16 protein-coding genes are annotated in these 20,686 nt (G+C 64.9%); 10 read left to right on the top strand and 6 right to left on the bottom strand.

The features are described 5' to 3' along the window. Positions 1 to 12: 12 nt before the first annotated feature. The gene (locus GGD61_RS16605) at positions 13 to 2,274 is read right to left on the bottom strand and encodes a marine proteobacterial sortase target protein (protein WP_183230921.1); all 2,262 of its coding nucleotides are present in this window, start codon (positions 2,272 to 2,274) and stop codon (positions 13 to 15) included. Between the two features lie 186 nt (positions 2,275 to 2,460). Between GGD61_RS16605 and GGD61_RS16600 the strand changes: the two genes are divergently transcribed. Together GGD61_RS16600 and GGD61_RS16595 are read left to right on the top strand one after the other, a co-directional pair. After that, on the top strand, positions 2,461 to 3,231 hold the full coding sequence (locus GGD61_RS16600; protein ID WP_092251615.1) for a helix-turn-helix transcriptional regulator: 771 nt from the start codon (positions 2,461 to 2,463) through the stop codon (positions 3,229 to 3,231). 48 nt (positions 3,232 to 3,279) lie between these two features. Further along, on the top strand, positions 3,280 to 4,770 hold the full coding sequence (locus GGD61_RS16595) for a glycosyltransferase family 2 protein (protein ID WP_183230920.1): 1,491 nt from the start codon (positions 3,280 to 3,282) through the stop codon (positions 4,768 to 4,770). Here the strand turns inward: GGD61_RS16595 and GGD61_RS16590 are convergent. Then, positions 4,767 to 5,990, bottom strand: a complete 1,224-nt coding sequence (locus GGD61_RS16590; protein ID WP_092251617.1) for an ABC transporter substrate-binding protein — start codon at positions 5,988 to 5,990, stop codon at positions 4,767 to 4,769. The genes GGD61_RS16595 and GGD61_RS16590 overlap by 4 nt on opposite strands. Positions 5,991 to 6,067: 77 nt before the next feature. After that, positions 6,068 to 7,618 (bottom strand): long-chain fatty acid--CoA ligase, encoded by a 1,551-nt coding sequence (locus GGD61_RS16585; protein ID WP_092251618.1) that lies wholly within the window; start codon positions 7,616 to 7,618, stop codon positions 6,068 to 6,070. A 264-nt stretch (positions 7,619 to 7,882) separates the two neighbouring features. Here GGD61_RS16585 and GGD61_RS16580 point away from each other — a divergent pair, with 264 nt between their 5' ends. From GGD61_RS16580 to GGD61_RS16545, 8 genes are all read left to right on the top strand, one after another. Further along, positions 7,883 to 9,019: an acyl-CoA dehydrogenase family protein gene (locus GGD61_RS16580; RefSeq protein ID WP_092251619.1), complete on the top strand. Its 1,137-nt coding sequence runs from the start codon at positions 7,883 to 7,885 to the stop codon at positions 9,017 to 9,019. A 122-nt stretch (positions 9,020 to 9,141) separates the two neighbouring features. Continuing rightward, positions 9,142 to 10,305, top strand: a complete 1,164-nt coding sequence (locus tag GGD61_RS16575) for an acyl-CoA dehydrogenase family protein (RefSeq protein ID WP_092251620.1) — start codon at positions 9,142 to 9,144, stop codon at positions 10,303 to 10,305. After that, positions 10,305 to 10,961, top strand: coding sequence for a glutathione S-transferase family protein (locus GGD61_RS16570; protein ID WP_092251621.1), 657 nt, complete (start codon positions 10,305 to 10,307; stop codon positions 10,959 to 10,961). The genes GGD61_RS16575 and GGD61_RS16570 overlap by 1 nt, the downstream gene beginning before the upstream one ends. 235 nt (positions 10,962 to 11,196) lie before the next feature. Beyond that, positions 11,197 to 11,997 carry an AraC family transcriptional regulator gene (locus tag GGD61_RS16565; RefSeq protein ID WP_092251622.1) on the top strand — a complete coding sequence of 267 codons (801 nt, stop codon included), beginning with the start codon at positions 11,197 to 11,199 and terminating at the stop codon, positions 11,995 to 11,997. Positions 11,998 to 12,197: 200 nt separating this feature from the next. Next, positions 12,198 to 13,064, top strand: coding sequence for a 3-keto-5-aminohexanoate cleavage protein (locus tag GGD61_RS16560; RefSeq protein ID WP_092251623.1), 867 nt, complete (start codon positions 12,198 to 12,200; stop codon positions 13,062 to 13,064). Positions 13,065 to 13,177: 113 nt separating this feature from the next. Further along, complete coding sequence (locus tag GGD61_RS16555; protein WP_092251624.1) at positions 13,178 to 14,794, top strand: acyl-CoA carboxylase subunit beta; 1,617 nt, start codon at positions 13,178 to 13,180, stop codon at positions 14,792 to 14,794. Next, positions 14,791 to 16,767: an acetyl-CoA carboxylase biotin carboxylase subunit gene (locus GGD61_RS16550; protein ID WP_092251625.1), complete on the top strand. Its 1,977-nt coding sequence runs from the start codon at positions 14,791 to 14,793 to the stop codon at positions 16,765 to 16,767. The genes GGD61_RS16555 and GGD61_RS16550 overlap by 4 nt, the downstream gene beginning before the upstream one ends. A 244-nt stretch (positions 16,768 to 17,011) precedes the next feature. Then, entirely contained in the window at positions 17,012 to 17,824 is an 813-nt protein-coding gene (locus tag GGD61_RS16545) for a hypothetical protein (protein WP_183230919.1), read from the top strand. Here GGD61_RS16545 and GGD61_RS16540 read toward each other — a convergent pair. The 3 genes from GGD61_RS16540 to GGD61_RS16530 are packed head-to-tail and all read right to left on the bottom strand — an operon-like array spanning position 17,781 to position 20,679. Next, the gene (locus GGD61_RS16540) at positions 17,781 to 18,782 is read right to left on the bottom strand and encodes an ABC transporter ATP-binding protein (RefSeq protein ID WP_092251626.1); all 1,002 of its coding nucleotides are present in this window, start codon (positions 18,780 to 18,782) and stop codon (positions 17,781 to 17,783) included. The two genes, GGD61_RS16545 and GGD61_RS16540, sit on opposite strands and share 44 nt — an antisense overlap. Continuing rightward, a complete protein-coding gene (locus GGD61_RS16535; protein WP_092251627.1) occupies positions 18,779 to 19,786 on the bottom strand; it encodes an ABC transporter ATP-binding protein in 1,008 nt (335 codons plus the stop codon). Before GGD61_RS16535 ends, GGD61_RS16540 begins: the two co-directional genes overlap by 4 nt. Then, positions 19,786 to 20,679 (bottom strand): ABC transporter permease, encoded by an 894-nt coding sequence (locus GGD61_RS16530; RefSeq protein WP_092251628.1) that lies wholly within the window; start codon positions 20,677 to 20,679, stop codon positions 19,786 to 19,788. Before GGD61_RS16530 ends, GGD61_RS16535 begins: the two co-directional genes overlap by 1 nt. Between the last annotated feature and the right edge of the window lie 7 nt (positions 20,680 to 20,686).

Here is a 20,686-nt window from a genome sequence, read left to right as displayed (position 1 = left end):
GAGGCTCCTCTCTCAAGCGGCGTCGGTGAGCAAGAGCCGACGCCGGTTGAACACGAACAGGATCAGGGCGAGCACGATCAGGACCAGGCCTGCGATCATCTTCAGCTCGGCCGAAGTTGCTGTCTTGGGCAGACGGATCGCGTCAGGTGCTGCGGGTGTCGGACGCCGCGCGGCGGGTGAGGTGAGCGCATCGGCGTGGCGTTCACGCAACTGCGAGGGGATCTGCGGCCGTTCGCCGAACATCTTCTCGAAATCCCAGCCGGCCGGCAGGTTGATCGGCAATTCGCTGAGCTTGAGCGGCGCGCCTTCGGGCCGGCTCGGCGTCTTGTCGACGGCGACAAGGCTGGTCAGGCGCGTGACGATCTGATGGTCGAGCGCCAGCGCCAGGATCGCCTTGTCGGCTTCCTCGGGCGCGAGCTCCCGCATGGCGCGCGCCACTTCGGCGTCACCGATCTTGCGCCTGGCCCAGAGTTTCGACAGGCCGTTGCCTTCGGCGGCATTTTGCAGCGGCAGGGTTACCGACCATGGACGATCGCCGACCCGCCCCTTGATCTCGAGCGAGCCCGCGAGCTTGTCGAGCTTTGCCGCCAGCACCAGCGGCTCGTCGCGATAGACGTCGGGGATGATCGCCGGGGTGATGTCGGCGTTGGCCCCGGAGAATTTCGCGGTAAGGCCGGTTACGGCCGGGTTTTCCAGCTTGGCGAACAAGCCGCGCATGCGCTCCTCCACCTGCTCGACGGAACCGATATGGGTGAAGGCGCCACGGCCGAGCTCGGCGGCGCGCGTCATGAGATAGGTGTTGGGCGCCGACCCGATGCCGACCATGAAGACGCGCGAGCGGCCGCGCATCGCCGTGATGGCTTCGAACAATTGCTGTTCGTTGCCAATTGCGCCGTCGGTCAGGAAGACGACCTGGCGAACCATGCCGGTGTCGCCGAGCTTGTCGGCCAGCGCGGCGCGCATCGCCGGCACCATCTCGGTGCCGCCGCGTGCCTGCAACGCGCTCACGAACGAGGTGGCATCACCGACATGGGCCGCGTCTGCCGGCACGGAGGCGGGAAACAGCACATCCATGGTATCGTCGAAGCGGATGACGTTGAAACGGTCGGTCGGCTGGAGGCGAGACAGAGCGTAGGCGAGGCTCGCCTTGGCCTGGACGATCGACGTGCCGCCCATCGACCCCGAATTGTCGATCACGAACACGACCTCACGCGGCAATGGCTTTTGTGTCGTCTGTTCTGCGCTGGGCGGAGTGACGAAGGCGAGCAGGTAGTCGGCATCACCGACATGTTCGCGGAACAGGCCGACCGACGGCGCCTTCTCGGCGGCGGGCTTCCAGGTCAGCTCGAAGTCGCGGTCGGCGGGGACCGCACCGTCGGCGAGCGTAATGACGCGATCCGTGTTGTCCGGACTTTCGATCTTGACCTTATGGTGGTGGCTCTTGACCTCGCCGAGCGCGAAGCCGGCCTTCAGGCGCACCGTGATGCTGGTCGGATTGACCGGTGCATTCCTGGCGGGATCCAGCACAGGCGGCGAGATGCGGTCACGGTCCGGGACCGGGTCCGAGGTCGTCGCGCCCCAGCCCGATCCGTCCTTGCGGAAGTCGACGCTCTGGACGATCGGTGCCGGATTGTAGCGCGGTCCGACCACCAGCGGCAGGCGCAGCGAATATTCGTTGCCGGATTGATGCACGGGTTCCTGATATTCGATCTGCACCAGCACGGTCTCGCCGGGGCCGATATTGGCAACCGAATTGGTGAAGATGTTCGGCCGCTCCTGCTCGGTGAGCGCGGCTCGCTGACCGGTGCGGCGCGCCTCTTCGTAGATCACGCGGGCCTGCTGCCGCTCCTTGATGTCTCCGACGATGACGCGGTCGCCGACCACCATCTTCAGCGTATCGACGGCGCCGCTGGTCGCGAGCGGATAGACATAGGTTGCTTCGACCCAGTCCTTGGTCGGGTTGCGGAAGATTTGGGTGACGCGCGCGCGCAGCGTCGGGCCCGAGACGGTGATGTCGATGTCGGTGCCGAGGCGGATCGCTTCGGTGGTGGCGCCATCCTCCTTGAGGAAGAGGGAGCCGGCCTTGGCGTCGCCTGGCTGGAGCAGGCTGGCCTGATCTGTCGTGGCCGACCAACTGGTCCCGAAGCTGACGAGCAGGGCCACGAAGGCCATCAGCATCACCGCGATGCCCTGCGCGAGAAGAAACAATCCGAGCTTGATCAGCCCCTTCAGCATGGGGTGCTCGTCGTTGTCGGCTGTGTCGTAGGTGTCCATTGGCCTGCTCCCGAAAGGACGTTTGCTGGCTCTGAGCATTCGCTGGGAGGGATCGATTTCGCGAGCAGAATGATCGGTCATGTTCCGCCGCGGCCGGCCCGCGCAGGCCGCCGTGGGGCGCCCATGTGCGGTTTTGTGCTGGTTTGTCCGCCCTGCTAGAATGGCCGTGCTGGAGCAGGGTTAGCGATGCAGATTCAGGACAAATCCGCCGACAAGCAGCTTTCGGACGAGCAGAGCCGCGAGATCGCCGAGACCATTCGCGAGGAGCTCGCCAGACGCCGGATCTCCCGGCAGGCGCTGGCCGAGCAGGCCAAGCTCAGCCTGTCGACGCTGGAGAAGGTGCTCGGCGGCCGACGGCCGTTTACGCTGGCGACGACGGTCCGGCTGGAGCAGGCGCTGGGCGTCTCCTTGCGCAAGAGTCCCGTCGTGGCGGCGCCTCAGGCCGCCAACGATGTCGCTCCCGACAGTCTTGGCTCCTATGCGCATCGCGCCGTGACCTGGCTCGAGGACGTCTACATCACGCTGCGGCCGTCGTTCGGCGACAAGGACGCGATCTTCGCGTACCGCACCGAGATCGTCTGGGAGCCGAAGGTGTCTTCGCTGGTCTTTCGGGAGGGCGATCGCACCGATACCGCCTACGAGCATACCGGCGAGGTCGCCGTCCCGCATCAGTCAGGCTTCATCTACCTCGTCATCATCAAGCACGGCCAGCATCGCGTGATCACGGTGTCGCGGCCGACGGTCGCCGGCGAGATGTACGGCATCATCTCGACGCTCCGCGCCGGGCCTGGTTCACAGCTCACGCCGATCGCAGCGCCGATCGCCTACGTACCGCTCCGGAACGTCCCGAAGCCGTCGCTGGGGAGGGTCGGGCCCGGCGACGCCAACCATGCGTTGTACGGAAAGCATCTGCGCCGCACGGTGGAAGAATCCTTCGCACTGTTTCTGTCGGTATAGTCCGCAAGAAAGAATCCGGAATGGCGTTGCCTGCGTCTATAAGGGGGTATGCAGAACGCGCGCGCCCCATGCCTCGGCGAATCTCCGCTGTTCTCCATCATCATCCCGCTCGAATATCATCGCGGGCAATGGGAGCAGTCCTGGCTCGGCTGGACATCGCAGACCGCGGACAAGTCGCTTTACGAAATCATCCTGGTCGTGCCACCGGATTTCAAGACGCGCGAGGCGTTGAAGGCGCTGGCCGGCGACGAGGCTCGCCTCGAGTTCACTGATTCCGAACACGATATCGGGCTGTGCGCATTCGGCGCAACCAAAGCCCGCGGCAGCTATCTGTTCTTCACCGAATCGCACTGCTGGCCCGCGCCCGATGTGATCGAGCTGTGCATCCGCGCCATCGAGGCTCATCCCGAGTGGGCCGGCTTTTCCTGCCATTCGGTTCCGATCTGCCACAATCGATTGTCCGTGGCGGAGGCTGCGATGTACCAGGCCGACATCGAGTTCGGCATGAAGCGGCATCCCTGGCGCAAAGTGCTTGATCAGTGCTTCGTGACGCGGCGCGACGTTTATTGGGAATGCGGCGGCCTGCGCGAGGAGCTCGGCCATTTCGCAGAATGGGTGCTGGCTGCGGCATATCACGCGAGAGGCCATGCCATTGGTTATCTGCAAGAGGCGCGCTTCCATCACTATTACATAGGCAAGCTCGGCGAGCTGAAGACGTTCACGCTCGATTTCGTTCGGGGCGAGATCCGCTATCTCGGCGAGGCGCACCGTGATCCCGGTAGCGAGCTGCTGGAAGTGCCCACCGAGTGGAGCAAGCGCGACGATTTCGACACCGCGCTTGCGCGGAGTGCCCTCGGCGCACGGATGCGATCCGCTCGAGTGAACGGCGAAAGCGTGCAGGCGCTCGGGCGCTGGGGCGTGATCGCGTTGGTCGGCGGCCGCTCTGCGCGCAGTTCAGCGCGCCTCTCCGCAGTCTATGCCCGCTGTGTGCTGACCATGCTCACCATGGGCGGCTCTCCCGACAGCATCGCGCGTTGGCTGAAGCGCTATATCGCCTCACTGATTCACTTTCAGCGCCTCGATTGCATTCAGGGCGGCAGCGAGCCCGCTGGCACGAAGCTGTCGCGTCTCGGGGATGAGGTGATGGCGCAAGCCGGCTTCCACGCGTGCGAGGTCTGGCAGGGCCACAGCTTTCGCTGGAGTGAGCCGGAAGCTGCCTTGCGGATCAAGGTGTCGCCCGGACGCAGCATCATCCGCATCGTATCGCCCGAGATTCGCGAGCCTTTGGATCGGATCGGGGTAAGATTTTATCTCGACGGCATGCGGGTCGCCGATGCAGCGATCGCGATCGACGCCGGTGCTTTCGTCCTGCAACTCGATCGACCGTCATCAGGCACGGCGATACTGGCATGGACATGTCCGCGCTTTGCGGCCGCCGGCGACGATCGCCGGCTGGGTCTGCCGGTGGCGGAGATCCGCATGGCGGCGGGCGAAGGCGCGAGCTGCGCGCCATCGCCCACGGCCATCATGTGCAACTAACCGCCCGTTTCGGCGCTGATGATATCGCCGAACAGCTCCCACTGGCCGGCCTTGAAGCGGATCATCTTGAGCTGCTCGATCGGCGCGAAATCGTTGGCGCCGGTGTTGATCTTGATGCCGGGGATCAGCGTATCGGGCGTAAAGTCCTTCAGGCTGGCGGCCTGCTTCATCACGTTCTCTCGCGTCAGATTGTCTCCGCACTGCTTCAGCGTCTGTGCCAGGGTCTGCGCGGCGGCATAGCCGTAGACGAGGTTGGTGTCGGAGACGTTGGCGCCCGGCATGTATTTGTCGATGAAGGCGAGAAACTTCTTCATGCCTTCGTCGTCCTTCCATTGCGGATCCGACGCGTCCTTCAGATAGGTCGCCGACAGCACGCCTTCCGACGCGTCGAGGCCCGCGGGTTTCATCACGGCGCCGATCGAGATCGAGACGTCGGTCATCACATGCATCGGCTTCCATTCGAGCTCGGCGATCTTCTTGATCGCCTGTGCCGCGAATTTCGGCGTCGAGATGTTGACGAAGACGTTGGCGCCGGTTCCCTTCAGCTTGACGATGTGGGAATCGATCGACGGCTCGGTGGTCTCGTAGCTCTCCTCCGCGACGACCAGCGAGGAGGCCTTGTCGCCGAAGATCTCCTTGATGCCGGCGACGTAGTCCTTGCCGAAATCGTCATTGGCATAGAAGATCGCAACCTTGGCATCTGGCTTGGCCTGCAGGATGTATTTGGCGAAGATCCGCGCCTCGACCCGGTAGCTGGGCTGGAAGCCCATGGTCCAGGGAAAATTCTTCGGGTCGTTCCACTTGCTGGCGCCGGTGGCGAGGAACAGCTGCGGCACCTTCTTGGCATTGTGATATTTCTGCACGGCGGTCTGGGTCGGGGTGCCCAGCGCGTTGAAGATCAGGAATACTTCGTCGCTCTCGATCAGCTTGCGGACCTGCTCCACGGTCTTGGGCGGCGAATAGCCGTCATCGTAGGAGATCCAGTTGATCTTGCGGCCGTTGATGCCGCCCTGGTCGTTGACCATCTTGAAATAGGCTTCCTCGGTCTTGCCGATGATGCCGTAGGCGGAGGCCGGACCGGAATAGGCCTCGACGTTGCCGATCTTGATCTCGGTGTCGCTGGCGCCGGTGTCGTATTTCTTCTGCGCGAAAGCGCCCTGGGTGGAGAGTAGCGTCAGAGCAGTTGCCGCGGCGAGCAGGACGAGTTTCTTGTTCTTCATGGAAATTCCTTGGGGTTTCTTGTTGAGTCGAGCAGGCACTTCAAAAAAGAAAAAAGCGCCCGCGAGGGGCGCCTGGATCAGGCGTTGGCGACTTTCTTGTCGACTTCGGAGGCCACCGAGAACTCCTTGCGCAAGGTCGGCTTGTGGATCTTGCCCGTGGCGTTGCGCGGCAGGGCCTCGACGAAGCGGATCTGGCGCGGACATTTGAAGCGCGCCAGATTGGCCGCGCAATGCGCGAGGACATCGACCTCGGTCAGCTTTTGGCCCGGCTTGACCGCGACGATAGCAAGGCCCACTTCGCCCCATTGGGGATCGGAAATGCCGATCACGGCAGCTTCGGCAACGGCCGCGAGCTGATGCAGGACGTTCTCGACCTCGGCCGGATAGACGTTCTCGCCGCCGGAGATGTACATGTCCTTCCAGCGGTCGACGATGTAGTAGAAGCCCTCCTCGTCGACGCGCGTCGCGTCACCGGTGTGCAGCCAGCCGTCGGTGAAGGAGGTCTTGTTCGCCTCCGGCCTGTTCCAGTAGCCCGGCGTGATGTTCGGCCCCTTGACCCAGAGCTCACCGAGCTCGCCGACATCGGCATCGCTGCCGTCAGGGCGCACGATGCGCACTTCGGTGTGCAGCACGGGCTTGCCGGCGGAGCCGGCCTTTCGCGCCGCATCCTCGCGGTCGAGCACCAGCACGGCCGGCGAGGTCTCGGTCATGCCGTAGCCCTGCTGGAGCGCGACTCCGCGCGCCTCCCACACTTTCAACAGCGGCACCGGCATCGGCGCGCCGCCGACGCCGCCGACGATCAGCCGGCCGAGATCGGTCGTCGCGAAGGCGGGGTGCTGCGCCATGAACTGGTAGATCGCGGGCACGCCGAAGAACACGTTGATGCCCTGCGCGGGATCGTTGATCAGGCCGAGCGCGGTGCCGGGATCGAACGCGCGCATGATCATCACGGTGCCGCCGGCATGCAGCACCGGATTGGTGTAGCAATTCAGCCCGCCGGTGTGGAACAGCGGCAGCACGGTGAGCAGCACCGAGGACGGCCCGATACAGGCGGGGCCGCCGAGATTGACGCAATTCCAGAAGGTCATGCCATGGGTGATGGTCGCGCCCTTCGGATGTCCCGTCGTGCCCGACGTGTACATGATGGTCGAGACGTCATCGAGCGTGACCTGCTCGATCGCCTCGAGCGGCTTTGCGCCGGCGATGCCGGCCTCATAGGCCCCGCGGGGCCCGAGCAGCAGGCTGGTCGCAATGCCGCACAGCTTTGCGACGCTGAGCGCGGTCTCGGTGAGATCGGCGTCGTGGATCATCACCTTCGGCGCGCAATCGCCGGTGATGAACTGAAGCTCGGGAACGGTGAGCCGGGTGTTCAGCGGCACGAAGATCGCGCCCAGGCGGCCGCAGGCGAACTGCACCTCCAGCGTATCGGTCGTGTTCAGGGCCAGCACCGCGACGCGGTCGCCGCGTGAGACGTTCAGCGTATGGCGCAGGAATGAGGCGAGGCGCGAGACGCGGGCATCCAGCTGCGAATAGGTGAAGCGGCGCTCGCTCGCAAGATCGACCAGCGCGACCTTGTCAGGCGTGCGGCGGCCATGGTGAACGATCCAGTCGTAGTAACGAACGGCCAAGAATTCCTCCCTCGGCGGCCTTTGCCGCCAGCATCCCTATTGCCGTGCACCATGCCCGGCGTGGCCCTGGGGACCAGCCGGAGTTGGTGCATCGACGTTTTTTGACTTGGAGTTGGCGCGCGAGGGGTCAAAATCGTCTTGCGTTGAGTTGCTAGGCCATGGCCTGCGCCGCAGTGGTTCTTTGGTCAGCCACTCTGCGCAAGTGAGCAGCCGATGTTCCGGCCATGGTGAACGAGACGAATCCGTCCGCGAGGCGAGACTGCGATGAAGAGCCCGTTCTATACCGCCGAGCACGATGCCTTCCGCGAAATGATGCGCCGCTTCGTCGAGAAGGAGATCTCCCCGTTCGCCCATGAGTGGGACGAGGCTGGCGAATTCCCGCGCGCGCTCTATCGCAAGGCGGCCGAGATCGGCCTGTTGGGGCTGGGATTCCCCGAGGAATATGGCGGGATTGCTGCCGACCAGTTCATGAAGATCGTGGCCAGTCAGGAACTGGCGCGCGCGGGCGCCGGCGGCGTCAGTGCCAGCCTGATGAGTCACACCATCGGCTCGCCACCGATTGCGCGGGCGGCACGGCCGGAGGTAAAGGCACGCGTGTTGCCGCAGGTGCTGTCAGGCGACAAGATCTCCGCGCTCGCGATCACCGAGCCGGGCGGCGGCTCCGATGTCGCGAACCTCGCCACAAGGGCGCGGCGCGACGGCGATCACTACGTCGTGAGCGGTGAGAAGACCTTCATCACCTCAGGCGTCCGCGCCGATTATCTGACCGTTGCGGTGCGCACGGGCGGCGAAGGTGCCGGCGGGGTCAGCCTGCTCCTGATCGAGGGCGACACGCCCGGCCTGTCCAGGACCAAGCTGAAGAAGATGGGCTGGTGGGCCTCCGACACCGCGACGCTGCATTTCGACCAATGCCGCGTCCCGGCCGAAAACCTGATCGGCGAGGAAGGCCAGGGCTTCAAGATCATCATGCAGAATTTCAACAGCGAGCGCATGGGCATGGCGGCCGGCTGCACCGCCTTCGCGCGGGTTTGCCTGGACGAGGCGATCGCTTACGCCAGGGAGCGCAAGACTTTTGGAAAGCCGCTGGCGCAGCACCAGGTCATCAGGCACAAGATCGTCGACATGGCGCAGAAGGTGGCGGCGTCACAGGCGATGCTGGAGATGCTGGCCTGGCGGCTCGAGCAGGGCGAGAGCCCGGTCGCCGAAATCTGCATGATGAAGAACCAGGCGACGCAGACCATGGCGTTCTGCGCCTCGGAAGCCGTGCAGATCTTCGGCGGCGCCGGCTTCATGCGCGGCATCAAGGCCGAGCGCATCTACCGCGAGGTCAAGGTCAACGCCATCGGCGGCGGCACCGAGGAGATCATGAAGGATCTGGCCAGCCGGCAGATGGGGTTGTGACCCTCTGTCATTCCGGGGCGTGCGCAACGCGCACGAGCCCGGAATCCATCGGGCTCCAGACTCTGCAGAGGAATGGATTCCGGGTTCGCGCTGCGCGCGCCCCGGAATGACGAGAGGACAAAATGCTATTCACCGCCGACCACGACGACATTCGCCGTAGCTTACAAAAGTTCATCGCCAACGAGATCAATCCTCATGTCGATGAATGGGAGAAGGCCGACATCTTCCCGGCGCATGAGCTGTTCAAGAAGATGGGCAGCCTCGGCTTCCTCGGCCTGAACAAGCCCGTGGAGTTCGGCGGCTCCGGCCTCGACTACTCCTATGCGCTGATGATGGCGGAGGAGCTGGGCGCCATCAATTGCGGCGGCGTGCCGATGGCGATCGGTGTGCAGACCGACATGGCGACGCCTGCGCTGGCGCGATTCGGCTCCGACGAGGTGCGGCGCGAATTTCTGGCGCCCTCGATCTCGGGCGATTTCGTCGCCTGCATCGGCGTCTCCGAGCCCGGCGCAGGCTCCGATGTCGCCTCGATCAAGACCCAGGCGCGCTCCGACGGCGACGATTACGTCATCACCGGCGGCAAGATGTGGATCACCAACGGCACCCAGGCCGACTGGATCTGCCTGCTCGCCAACACCGGCGACGGGCCCGTTCACCGCAACAAGTCGCTGATCTGCGTGCCCATGAAGAGCAAGGGCGTCACCGTCGCCCGCAAGCTCGACAAGATGGGCATGCGCTCCTCCGACACCGCGCAGATCTTCTTCGACAATGTCCGCGTGCCTAAGCGCAACCGGATCGGCGAGGAGGGCAAGGGCTTTACCTACCAGATGATCCAGTTCCAGGAGGAGCGGCTCTGGGGTGCGGCGGCCTGCCTGAAGGCGCATGAATACATCATCGATCAGACCATCGAATATACCCGCAACCGCAAGGCCTTCGGGAAGTCGATCCTCGACAACCAGGTGGTGCACTTCAAGCTGGCGGAGATGCAGACCGAGGTCGAGCTGCTGCGCGCGCTGATCTATCGAGCCGCCGAGCAGCTGGTGGCCGGCGAGGACGTGACGAAGCTCGCCACCATGGCCAAGCTCAAGGCTGGCCGGCTCGGCCGCGAGCTCACCGACGCCTGCTTGCAATATTGGGGCGGAATGGGCTTTACCAACGAGACGCCGGTCAGCCGCGCCTATCGCGACAGCCGCCTGACCTCGATCGGCGGCGGTGCCGACGAGGTCATGCTGATGGTCCTGTGCAAGATGATGGGCACGCTGCCCGGCAGCAAAGGAAACGCCTGATGATCACGCTCTATCACTGCGACGCCGCGCGCTCGTTCCGCCCGCTCTGGATGCTGGAGGAGATGGGGCTGCCGTATGAGCTGAAGATGCTGCCATTCCCGCCGCGGGTCTTCGCCAAGGAATATCTCGCGCTCAATCCGCTCGGCACGATTCCCTTCATGGTCGACGGCGAGACGAAGATGACCGAATCCTCCGGCATCTGCCACTATCTCGGCATCGAGCATGGCCCGACGCCGCTGATGGTCGGGCCGGAAGATCCCGCCTATGGCGCGTTCCTGAACTGGATGTATTTCAGCGACGCCACGTTAACCTTCCCGCAGACGCTGGTGCTCCGATACACCCAGCTCGAGCCGGAGGAGCGGCGCAATCCGCAGGTCGCCGGCGACTATGCAAAATGGTTCCTGGGCCGGTTGCGCGCCGTCGAGGCCGCGACGGCCAATGCCGAAACATTGTGCGCCGGCCGCTTCACCGCCGCTGACATTGTCATCGGTTATGCGCTTCGGCTGGCCGACAACATCGGGCTTGCCAAGGATTTTGGGCCAAATGTCGCAGCCTATTGGGCCCGCCTGCAGCAGCGGGACGGTTTCAAGCGTGCGGTTGCTGCGGAACAGAAGGCTGGCGCCGAGCAGAATGTTGCACCGCGCGTGAGGGCGTAAGTTTTAGGTCGTCATTCCGGGGCGATGCGCAGCATCGACTATGGTGCGCCCTTGCGCAGCTGGGAATCTCGAGGTTCCCGGTGCCCAATTGCGCACCTGAGGTTCGGTCCTACGGACCGCCCCGGAACGACGGCGCGTGTCTTTTGACAGCGCTATCCCGTCGTGACAGCGCCCAAATTTCCGCTAAGGTGACCTCCGTCCGCAGCGGCCAGAGAGCCGCGCGAGGAGGATCCCAATGGAAGATAAAGGTCGCGAATCCGACCATCTGATGCTGATCACGCCGGAGCGGGTCTTCTATGCCGGCCTGCTCGGCCGCCCTCGCAAGCGGACCCCCGGCTGCTGCCATATCTACGTCGCGGTGAAGGGCAGCTTGCATCTGACGATCGACGACGTCCACACGTCGGACGAATTGATCGTGACCCTGCCGAACCAGCGGCATTCCATCGCCAGCGACTACCGCACTGCAATCAGCGTGACCCTCGAGCCGGAAAGCATGCCGGATGGCGTGATCGAGGCCTTGGCCGAGCGGCTGCGCGGGCCGGACAAGGCTCTCTATGCCCGCAAGATCCTCGCCGCCTACGCGCTGCTCCGCCAGCGCCGCTACGGCGACATCACCACCGCCGAGTTTGACGAGATGTGCTTTGGCGAGGCGCTCGCCCGCCGCGAGCTCGATCCGCGCGTGACCCGCGCCGTCGCCCGCATCGAGCGTTTCTCGGGCGAGCCGGTGACGGCCGACACCTGTGCGGCGGAAGCAGGGCTCTCGGCTTCGCGCTTCCTGCATCTGTTCAAGGAGGAGACCGGCATCTCGTTCCGCTCCTTCCGCGCCTGGAAGCGCGCACGGCATCTGCTGCACTTCGCCAACCAGGACCTCAACCTCGCCCATCTCGCGCAGGACATCGGCTATCCCGACTCCACGCATTTCAGCCATTCGATCCGCCGCTTCTACGGATTGAAGCCGCGCGCGATCTTCGTCGGCTCGCGCGACCTTGCGATCTATCGCAGCACCGAGACGGTGAGGCTCGCGGAGGCGAGTTAGGCTCGCTCTCGTAGGGTGGGCAAAGGCGCTCTTGCGCCGTGCCCACCACCTCTCGGCAACTGGCAAAGATGGTGGGGCACGCTTCGCTTTGCCCACCCTACGAATTCGTCGTGTTTTCCAGCTTCTCCGCGCAAGAAGCCGCATGCCACCCATCCCATGATCGCAAGCGTTGAATTCTCAACGTGCGAGATATCCAAGGCATGAGCGACAAGGCCGTCATCACCTGCGCGCTGAACGGCGTGCTCACCGACCCCAAGCAGCACAATGTGCCCGTGACGCCCGAGCAGATGGCGCGCGAGGCCAAGGCTGCGTTCGACGCCGGTGCGTCCGTCATGCACATCCACCTGCGCCAGCAGGCGCCGGGCAAGGGACATCTGCCGTCCTGGGAGGTCGCCGTCAGCAAGGAGATCCAGCAGGCGATCCGTGAAGCCTGTCCCGGCGTGATCATCAATCACACCTCGGGAGTGTCAGGGCCGAACTACTCCGGCGCGCTCGACTGCATCCGTGAGACCAGGCCGGAGATCGCCGCCTGCAACGCTGGCTCGCTGAATTATCTGAAGGTGAAGGCCGACAACACTTGGGCCTGGCCACCGATGATGTTCGACAACGCGGTCGAGAAGGTGAAGGACTATCTCGACGTCATGAACGCGGTTGGCACCATCCCCGAGTTCGAATGTTTCGACGTCGGCATCGTCCGCTGCGTCGGTATGTACACCCAGGTCGGCATGTACAAGGGACCGCTCGAGTATAATTTTGTGATGGGCGTCGCTTCTGGAATGCCTTCGGATCCGGAGCTGCTGCCGATCCTGATCAAGCTGAAACGTCCCGAGGCGCATTTTCAGGTCACCGCGATCGGCCGCGAGGAGATCTGGCCGCTGCACCAGCGCTGCGCCGAGCTCGGTGGCCACCTGCGCACCGGTCTCGAGGACACCTTCTATCTCGCCGACGGCAAGAAGGTGACGTCGAACGGCCAGCTGATCGAGGCCGTCGCCGCCTGTGCCCGCCGTGCCGGCCGCGAGATCGCAAGCCCCGCCGAGGCGCGGAAGATCTTTGGGACGAATCGCTGAATGTAGCCCCAGCCGTCATTGCCAGCGAAGCGAAGCAATCCAGAGTGCATCCGCGGAAACAGACTGGATTGCTTCGTCGCTTCGCTCCTCGCAATGACGGGTAGGATAGAGTCATGTCCATTCTCGAAAACACCATCTCCCCCGGCGGCGCCGCCTACCACGCCAACCGCGACGGCATGCTCGGCCTCATCGACCGCATGCGCGCGCTGGAAGAGCGCACCCGCGCGGCGTCGGCGGCGGCGAAGGATCGCTTTCACAAGCGCGGCCAACTGCTGCCGCGCGAGCGCGTCGCGCTGGTGCTAGATCCCGGTGCGCCTTTCATCGAGCTGTCGACGCTCGCCGGCTACATGTTCGATGTACCGGACGCGACCAAGAGCGTGCCCGGCGGCGGCGTCATCGCGGGCATCGGCTTCGTCTCGGGCATCCGCTGCATGGTCAGCGCCAGCGATTCCGGTATCGATGCCGGCGCGCTGCAGCCTTACGGCCTCGACAAGACGCTGCGGGTGCAGGAGCTCGCGTTGGAGAACAAGCTGCCCTATGTGCAACTGGTCGAAAGCGCCGGCGCCAACCTGTTGCGCTACCGCGTCGAGGACTTTGTCCGCGGCGGCAACATTTTTCGCAATCTGGCGCGGCTCTCTGCGGCAGGCCTGCCCGTCGTCACCGTCACGCACGGCTCCTCGACTGCCGGCGGCGCCTATCAGACGGGCCTCTCCGACTACATCGTCATGGTGCGCGGCCGCACGCGCGCCTTCCTCGCGGGGCCGCCGCTGCTGAAGGCCGCGACCGGCGAGATCGCTACGGAAGAAGAGCTCGGTGGCGCCGAGATGCACACGCAAGTGTCCGGTCTCGGCGACTACCTCGCCGAGGACGACCGCGATGCCCTTCGCATCGCGCGCGAGATCATGGCGGCGCTGCAATGGGAACGGCCGGGCAGGACGGCGTCGGAATTCAAGCCGCCGCGCTATGACCAGGACGAGCTGCTCGGCATCATGCCGATGGACCACAAGCGCTCCGTCGACATGAAGCAGGTGATCGCACGTATCGTCGACGATTCCGATTTCACCGAGATGGCGCCGAATTACGGCCCCGCCACCGTCTGCGGCCACGCCCGCATCGAAGGACAGGCGATCGGCATCATCACCAACAACGGGCCGCTCGATCCCGCCGGCGCCAACAAGGCGACGCATTTCATCCAGGCCTGCTGCCAGACCCGCACGCCAATCCTCTATCTCAACAACACCACCGGCTACATGGTCGGCAAGGCCTATGAAGAAGCTGGCATGATCAAGCACGGCTCGAAGATGATCCAGGCGGTGACCTCGGCGACGGTGCCGCAGATCACCATCTATTGCGGCGCCTCGTTCGGCGCCGGCAATTACGGCATGTGCGGCCGCGGCTTCCATCCGCGCTTCTGCTTCTCCTGGCCGAACGCCAAGACCGCGGTGATGGGCGGCGAGCAGGCCGCCGAGACCATGGCTATCGTGACGGAAGCGGCCGCCGCGAGGCGCGGGAAGCCGGTCGAAAAGGACAAGCTCGATGCCATGAAGGCGCAGATCATCGGCGTGTTCGAGGGCCAGATGGATGTATTCTCGACCAGCGCGCGCGTGCTCGACGACGGGGTGATCGATCCGCGCGACACCCGCGCGGTGCTGTCCGAAGTGCTCGCGATCTGCCGCGAAGGCGACGCACGGACGCCGCAGCGCATGCAGTTCTCGGTGGCCCGCCCATGAGGAACGGATCAGTGCAGCACCGGCCGTTCTTCAAGGTCCTGGTCGCCAATCGCGGCGAGATCGCATTGCGCGTGATGCGCAGCGCCCGGCAGCTCGGCCTTGGCGTCGTCGCGGTCTATTCGGATGCGGATCGCGATGCGCTCCACGTGCAGCGGGCGGATCAGGCCGTGCGCATCGGCGAAGCCTTGCCGGCGCAATCCTATCTCAACATCCCCGCGATCATCGCCGCAGCGAAAGCGAGCGGCGCAGATGCGGTTCATCCCGGCTACGGCTTCCTCGCCGAGAACGAGGATTTTGCGCGCGCCTGCAAGGATGCGGGCCTGGTCTTCATCGGCCCGTCGCCACAGGCGATCGAGGCGATGGGCAACAAGGCCGGGGCCAAGGAGATCATGAGGAAGGCCGGCGTGCCCTGCGTGCCCGGCTATCAGGGTGCCGATCAAGGCGATGAAGTCATGCTGGCGGAGGCCAGGAAGATCGGCTTTCCCGTGATGATCAAGGCGGTCGCCGGCGGCGGCGGTCGTGGCATGCGGCTCGTGACGGACGCGGCGTCCTTCCCGGATGCGCTGCGCAGTGCGCGGTCGGAGGCGAAGGCGGCGTTCGGCGACCCCACCGTCATTCTCGAACGCGCCATTCAGAACCCGCGCCATATCGAGATCCAGGTGTTCGGCGACAGCCATGGCAACGCCATCCATCTCGGCGAGCGTGACTGCTCGGTGCAGCGGCGGCACCAGAAGCTGATTGAGGAGGCGCCGTCGCCTGCGGTGACGCCGGTGTTGCGCGCGAAGATGGGCGAAGTCGCGGTCGCCGCGGTGAAGGCGCTGCGTTACGAAGGCGCCGGCACGCTGGAATTCCTGCTCGATGCCGGCGGCGAATTCTACTTCATGGAGATGAACACGCGTCTCCAGGTCGAGCATCCCGTGACCGAGGCGATCACCGGGCTCGATCTGGTCGAGTTGCAGCTGCGTGTCGCGCGCGGCGAGCCGCTGCCGGTGAAGCAGCAGGACGTGAAGTTCTCCGGCCATGCCATCGAGGTGCGGCTGTGCTCGGAAGATGCCGCGCACGACTTCATGCCGCAGTCGGGCCGCATGGCGCGCTGGCAGGTGCCTGACGGCATCCGCGTCGAGCACGCGCTGCGATCGGGCTCTGAGATTCCGCCATTCTACGATTCCATGATCGCCAAGGTGATCAGCCATGGCGCCACGCGCGAGGAGGCAAGGGGGCGGCTGATCGTCGGCCTCGAGCAGCTCACCGCGTTCGGCGTGACCACCAACCAGTCGTTCCTGATGTCCTGCCTGCGTCATCCCGGCTTTGCCAGGGGCGAGGCGACGACGGCCTTCATCGGCGCACACCGCGACGAACTGCTGGCACCGCGCGCGAACGCGGCATTTGACTTGGCGCTGGCGGGCCTGCTGCTCTATATCACCAACCCGCGCACACCGTCATGGCAGGGCGGGCGGAGCCTCGCTGCCACCTTTCCCCTGCCAGCGAAGATCGAGATCGCCGGTCAGACATACGAACTCGAAGTCACGCGCGAGCGCGATGGTAGCTACACCGTTGCCATCGACGGCCGGCGAAACACATTCGAAATTGATCAACTCGACGTCGACGCCGTCCGCTTCCGCCACGATGGCTTGATGGATAGTGCAAAATTCCTCCGCGACGGTGATCGGCTCTACCTTCAACACCGCGGCATCCCGCTCGCGGTCGGCGATCTCACGCTCGCAGCGCCGAAGGCCACTGCTGCCAATGGCGGCGACGGCAAGGTGCGCGCCGCCATGAACGGCCGCGTCGTCGCTGTCCTGGTCAAGCCGGGTGACCGCGTCACCGCTGGCCAACCGGTTCTGACGCTTGAAGCGATGAAGATGGAGCACGTCCACAAGGCCGGCGTCGACGGCGTGGTGGCGGCTATCGACGTCGCCGAAGGCGAGCAGGTGACGACGGGCAGGATCGTTGCGGAGATCGGGGCAGGTTAGCGCAACGAACGCGATATCGTAGGGTGGGCAAAGGCGCAAAGCGCCGTGCCCACCATCTCGCGCTAATCGCAGAAAAGTCGTGGGCACGCTCCGCTTTGCCCACCCTACGGCATCTCGCGTGCGATAAAAATTCCCTTATTAATTCAGTTGCTTAATTGCGTATTGGCGCAAGGGGGAAATTCAATTTGAACGTCGTTCATTTTCCAGCTACAAATAATGAACCTTGTTCAATTTTGGAGCCGGCATGTTGCGCGTCAATGATCCCGCCCAAGCGACCAATCCGACGCTCCCGTCGGTATCCCGCCGCTTCTCGTTCGCCGCCCCACAACTCCGCGAGAGATACCTGATTGGGGCCCTCTGCGTTCTGACGCTGTCGGCGCTCCTCGCCCCCGCGCTGCCCGCCGCCGCTTGGCACATCCCGCACTTCGTCGACAGTCGCACCTGGCTCGGCGTGCCCAACGCAGGCGATGTGCTGAGCAATCTCGCCTTTCTCGCGATGGGCGTCTGGGGCTCGGAGCGGATCCGCGCCCGCCATGATGCGCCCGTGGGTGCAAGCTGGTTTTTCGTCGGCTTGATCCTCACCTGCCTGGGCTCAGGGTTCTATCATCTGGACCCCGACATGCCGCAACGGCTCGTGGCTGATCGTCTCGGCATGGCCGTGGCATTCGCGGGCTTTCTGGGCATCGCGGCCAGTGAGCGCATTAGCGTGCGTGCCGGCGAGGCGGTGTTGGTGCTGATGATGGTTGCGGGCTTGCTTGCTGCCTGGGTGGCACGCGAGAATCTCACGCCATGGGTGGTTGTGCAGTTCGGCGGCATGGCACTTGCCGTGGGACTGGCGTTGACGCGGCCGCGGCCTGGCGCGCTCGGCGTGCAGCTGGGCGGCGTGATCTTCTTTTATGTGCTGGCGAAGCTTTTCGAACTCGGTGACGCGCTCATTTTCGAAGCGACAGGGCATATCGTCTCGGGCCACACGCTCAAGCATGTCGCTGCTGCCTTGGCGGCGTGGCCGGTGATCAGGTCGTTGGCGCCAGCTGGCTCCGCCCCGTGCCCTCATTGAGCAGACACGCCACCTGATGCCCGTCGCCCGCGTCCAGCAGCGCCGGCCGCTCCGCCTTGCAACGCTCCATCGCAAATCGGCAGCGGGTGTGAAACGCGCAGCCTGAGGGTGGATTGACCGGGCTCGGCACATCGCCGTCGACCAGCGGCGCGAGCTTCTTCGCGAGCGGATTTGCGACCGGAACTGAGGCGAGCAGGGCCTGCGTGTAGGGATGGCGCGGATTGCGGAACAGATCGTCCTTGCCCGCGATCTCGACGATGCGGCCGAGATACATCACGGCGACGCGGTGGCTGATGTGCGCGACCACGGCGAGGTCGTGCGCGATGAACAGATAGGAGAAGCCGTGCTGGCGCTGCAGGTCGATCAGCAGGTTGATCACCTGCGCCTGGATCGAGACGTCGAGCGCGGAGACCGGCTCGTCGCAGACGATCAGGCGCGGCTCCAGCGCCAGTGCGCGCGCGATGCAGATGCGCTGGCGCTGGCCGCCGGAGAATTGATGCGGGAAGTTGTCCATCTGGTCGGCTCGCAAGCCCACCTGCTCGAACAGCGTTGCGACCCGCGCCTCCAGTTCCTTGCCGCTGGCGAGCCCGTGCACCGCAAGCGGCTCGCCAACGATGTCGCCGGCGGTCATGCGCGGATTGAGCGAGGCGAACGGGTCCTGGAAGACGATCTGCATCGAGCGCCGGTGCGGGCGCAGTGCTGCCTTAGACAGATGGGTGATATCCTCGCCGTCGAGGTGAATCTGGCCCGAGGTCGGCTCGACCAGCCGCAACACGCTGCGCGCCACCGTCGACTTGCCGCAACCGGACTCGCCGACGAGCCCGAGTGTCTCGCCGGCATGCAGCGAGAACGAGACGCCGTCGACCGAGTGCACGGTGCCGACCTGCCGGCGCAGCACGCCGGCGCGCACAGGATAGTGCTTCTTGAGGTTGGTGACTTCGAGCAGAACGTCGCTCATGCCACCTCCGCGACTTCTTCAGCACGCCAGCAGGCGGCAAGATGTCCGCCGCCCCAATCCGCCAGCGGCGGATATTCAGCCTCGCAGCGCTTGATCGCCAGCTTGCAGCGCGGCGCGAAGGCGCAACCCTTCGGCAGCCGCACCAGCGACGGCACGGTGCCGGGAATTTCGTTCAGCCGCGCCTGCGCCGCGACGCCGGCGGCCGGCACGGCCGGGATCGAAGCCATGAGCCCGCGCGTGTAGGGATGTTTTGGTGCGGCGAACAGCGCTTCGACGCTGGCTTCCTCGACCTTGCGGCCCGCATACATCACGATCACGCGCTGCGCCGTCTGCGCGACCACGCCAAGATCATGCGTGATCAGCACGAGTCCGGTGCCGAGCTCCTTCTGCAGATCGAGGATCAGCGCCAGAATCTGCGCCTGGATGGTGACGTCGAGCGCCGTGGTTGGCTCGTCAGCGATCAGCAGCGCCGGTCGGCAGGCCAGCGCCATCGCGATCATCGCGCGCTGGCGCATGCCGCCGGAGAGTTGATGCGGATATTCCTTCGCGCGTCGCGCCGGCTCGGGAATGCGGACCAGGCGCAGCATCTCGACGGCGATATTCTGGGCCTCTTTGGCCGGGATGTTCCGGTGCAGCCGCACCGCCTCGACGATCTGGTCGCCGATCCGCATCACCGGATTGAGCGAGGTCATCGGCTCCTGGAAGATCATCGAGATGCGGTTGCCCCTGATGGCACGCATCTCCGCCTCGTCCAGCGCCAGCAGGTCGGTGCCTTCGAGCGAGACGGAGCCGCCGACGATGCGGCCGGGCGGGTCGGGCACCAGCCGCATCAGCGACAGCGCGGTGACGCTCTTGCCGCAGCCGGATTCGCCGACGATCGCCAGCGTCTCGCCGCGCTTCACGGTAAAGGAGACGTCGTCGACCGCTTTGAACAGGCCGGAATTGGTGAAGAATACCGTTTTCAGGTTCTTCACATCGAGCACGAGGTCGGGTTTGTCAGCCATCAGCCGCGTTGCCTCGGATCAAGAATGTCGCGCAAGGCGTCGCCGAACAAATTGGCGCCGAACACGGCGAGGCTGATCGCGATGCCCGGGAAGATCACCAGCCACGGCGCGGTGCGGACATATTCGGCGGCCGACTCCGAGAGCATGCGGCCCCAGGATGGATAAGGCTCGGGAATGCCGAGGCCGAGGAAGGAGAGCGAGGCCTCGGTGAGGATGGTCGAGCCGAGCTGGGCGGTCGCGAGTACGATCAGCGGCGCCAGCGTGTTCGGCAGCACGTGGCGGAGCGCGATGCGCACTTCGCTCATGCCGATCGACTTGGCGGCTTCGATAAAGGGGAGTTCGCGCAGCGCCAGCGTGTTGGCGCGGATGACACGCGCGACCGTCGGGATCAGCGGAATGGCAATCGCAATGATCACGTTCGGCAGCGATGGGCCCAGTGCCGCCGTCATCACCAGCGCCAGGACCAGCAGCGGCAGCGCCTGGAGGACGTCGGAGACGCGCTGGAACACGAGATCGACCCAGCCGGAGAGATAGCCGGAGGTGAGGCCGACGATGACGCCGATCGTGCCGCCAAGCGCGGTCGAGCCGATCCCAACCGCCAGCGAGATCCGCGCGCCGTGGATGATGCGGCTGAACACGTCACGGCCGAAGGAGTCCGTTCCCATCCAGTGCGCCAGGCTCGGGCGGGCGAGAGCGCGGGCCGAATCAATCGACAGGGGATCGTAGCGCGCGATGAAATCGGCGAAGACGGCCGTGAATACGAACACGGTCATGATGACGAGGCCCGCGGCGCCCAGCACATGCCGCTGTGCCAAAAACAGTACGCGGCGCCAGCCCCCGGTCGCATGCGCGCCGGCCCGCCTCAGTTCAACGTCGAAGTCGATCGTGGCCAAATTGATC

The organism is Bradyrhizobium sp. SBR1B, assembly GCF_014198205.1.
GTDB lineage: Bacteria > Pseudomonadota > Alphaproteobacteria > Rhizobiales > Xanthobacteraceae > Bradyrhizobium.
The sequence above is the reverse complement of the archived record's forward strand: the minus strand, read 5'-3'. Positions and strand labels throughout refer to the sequence as shown.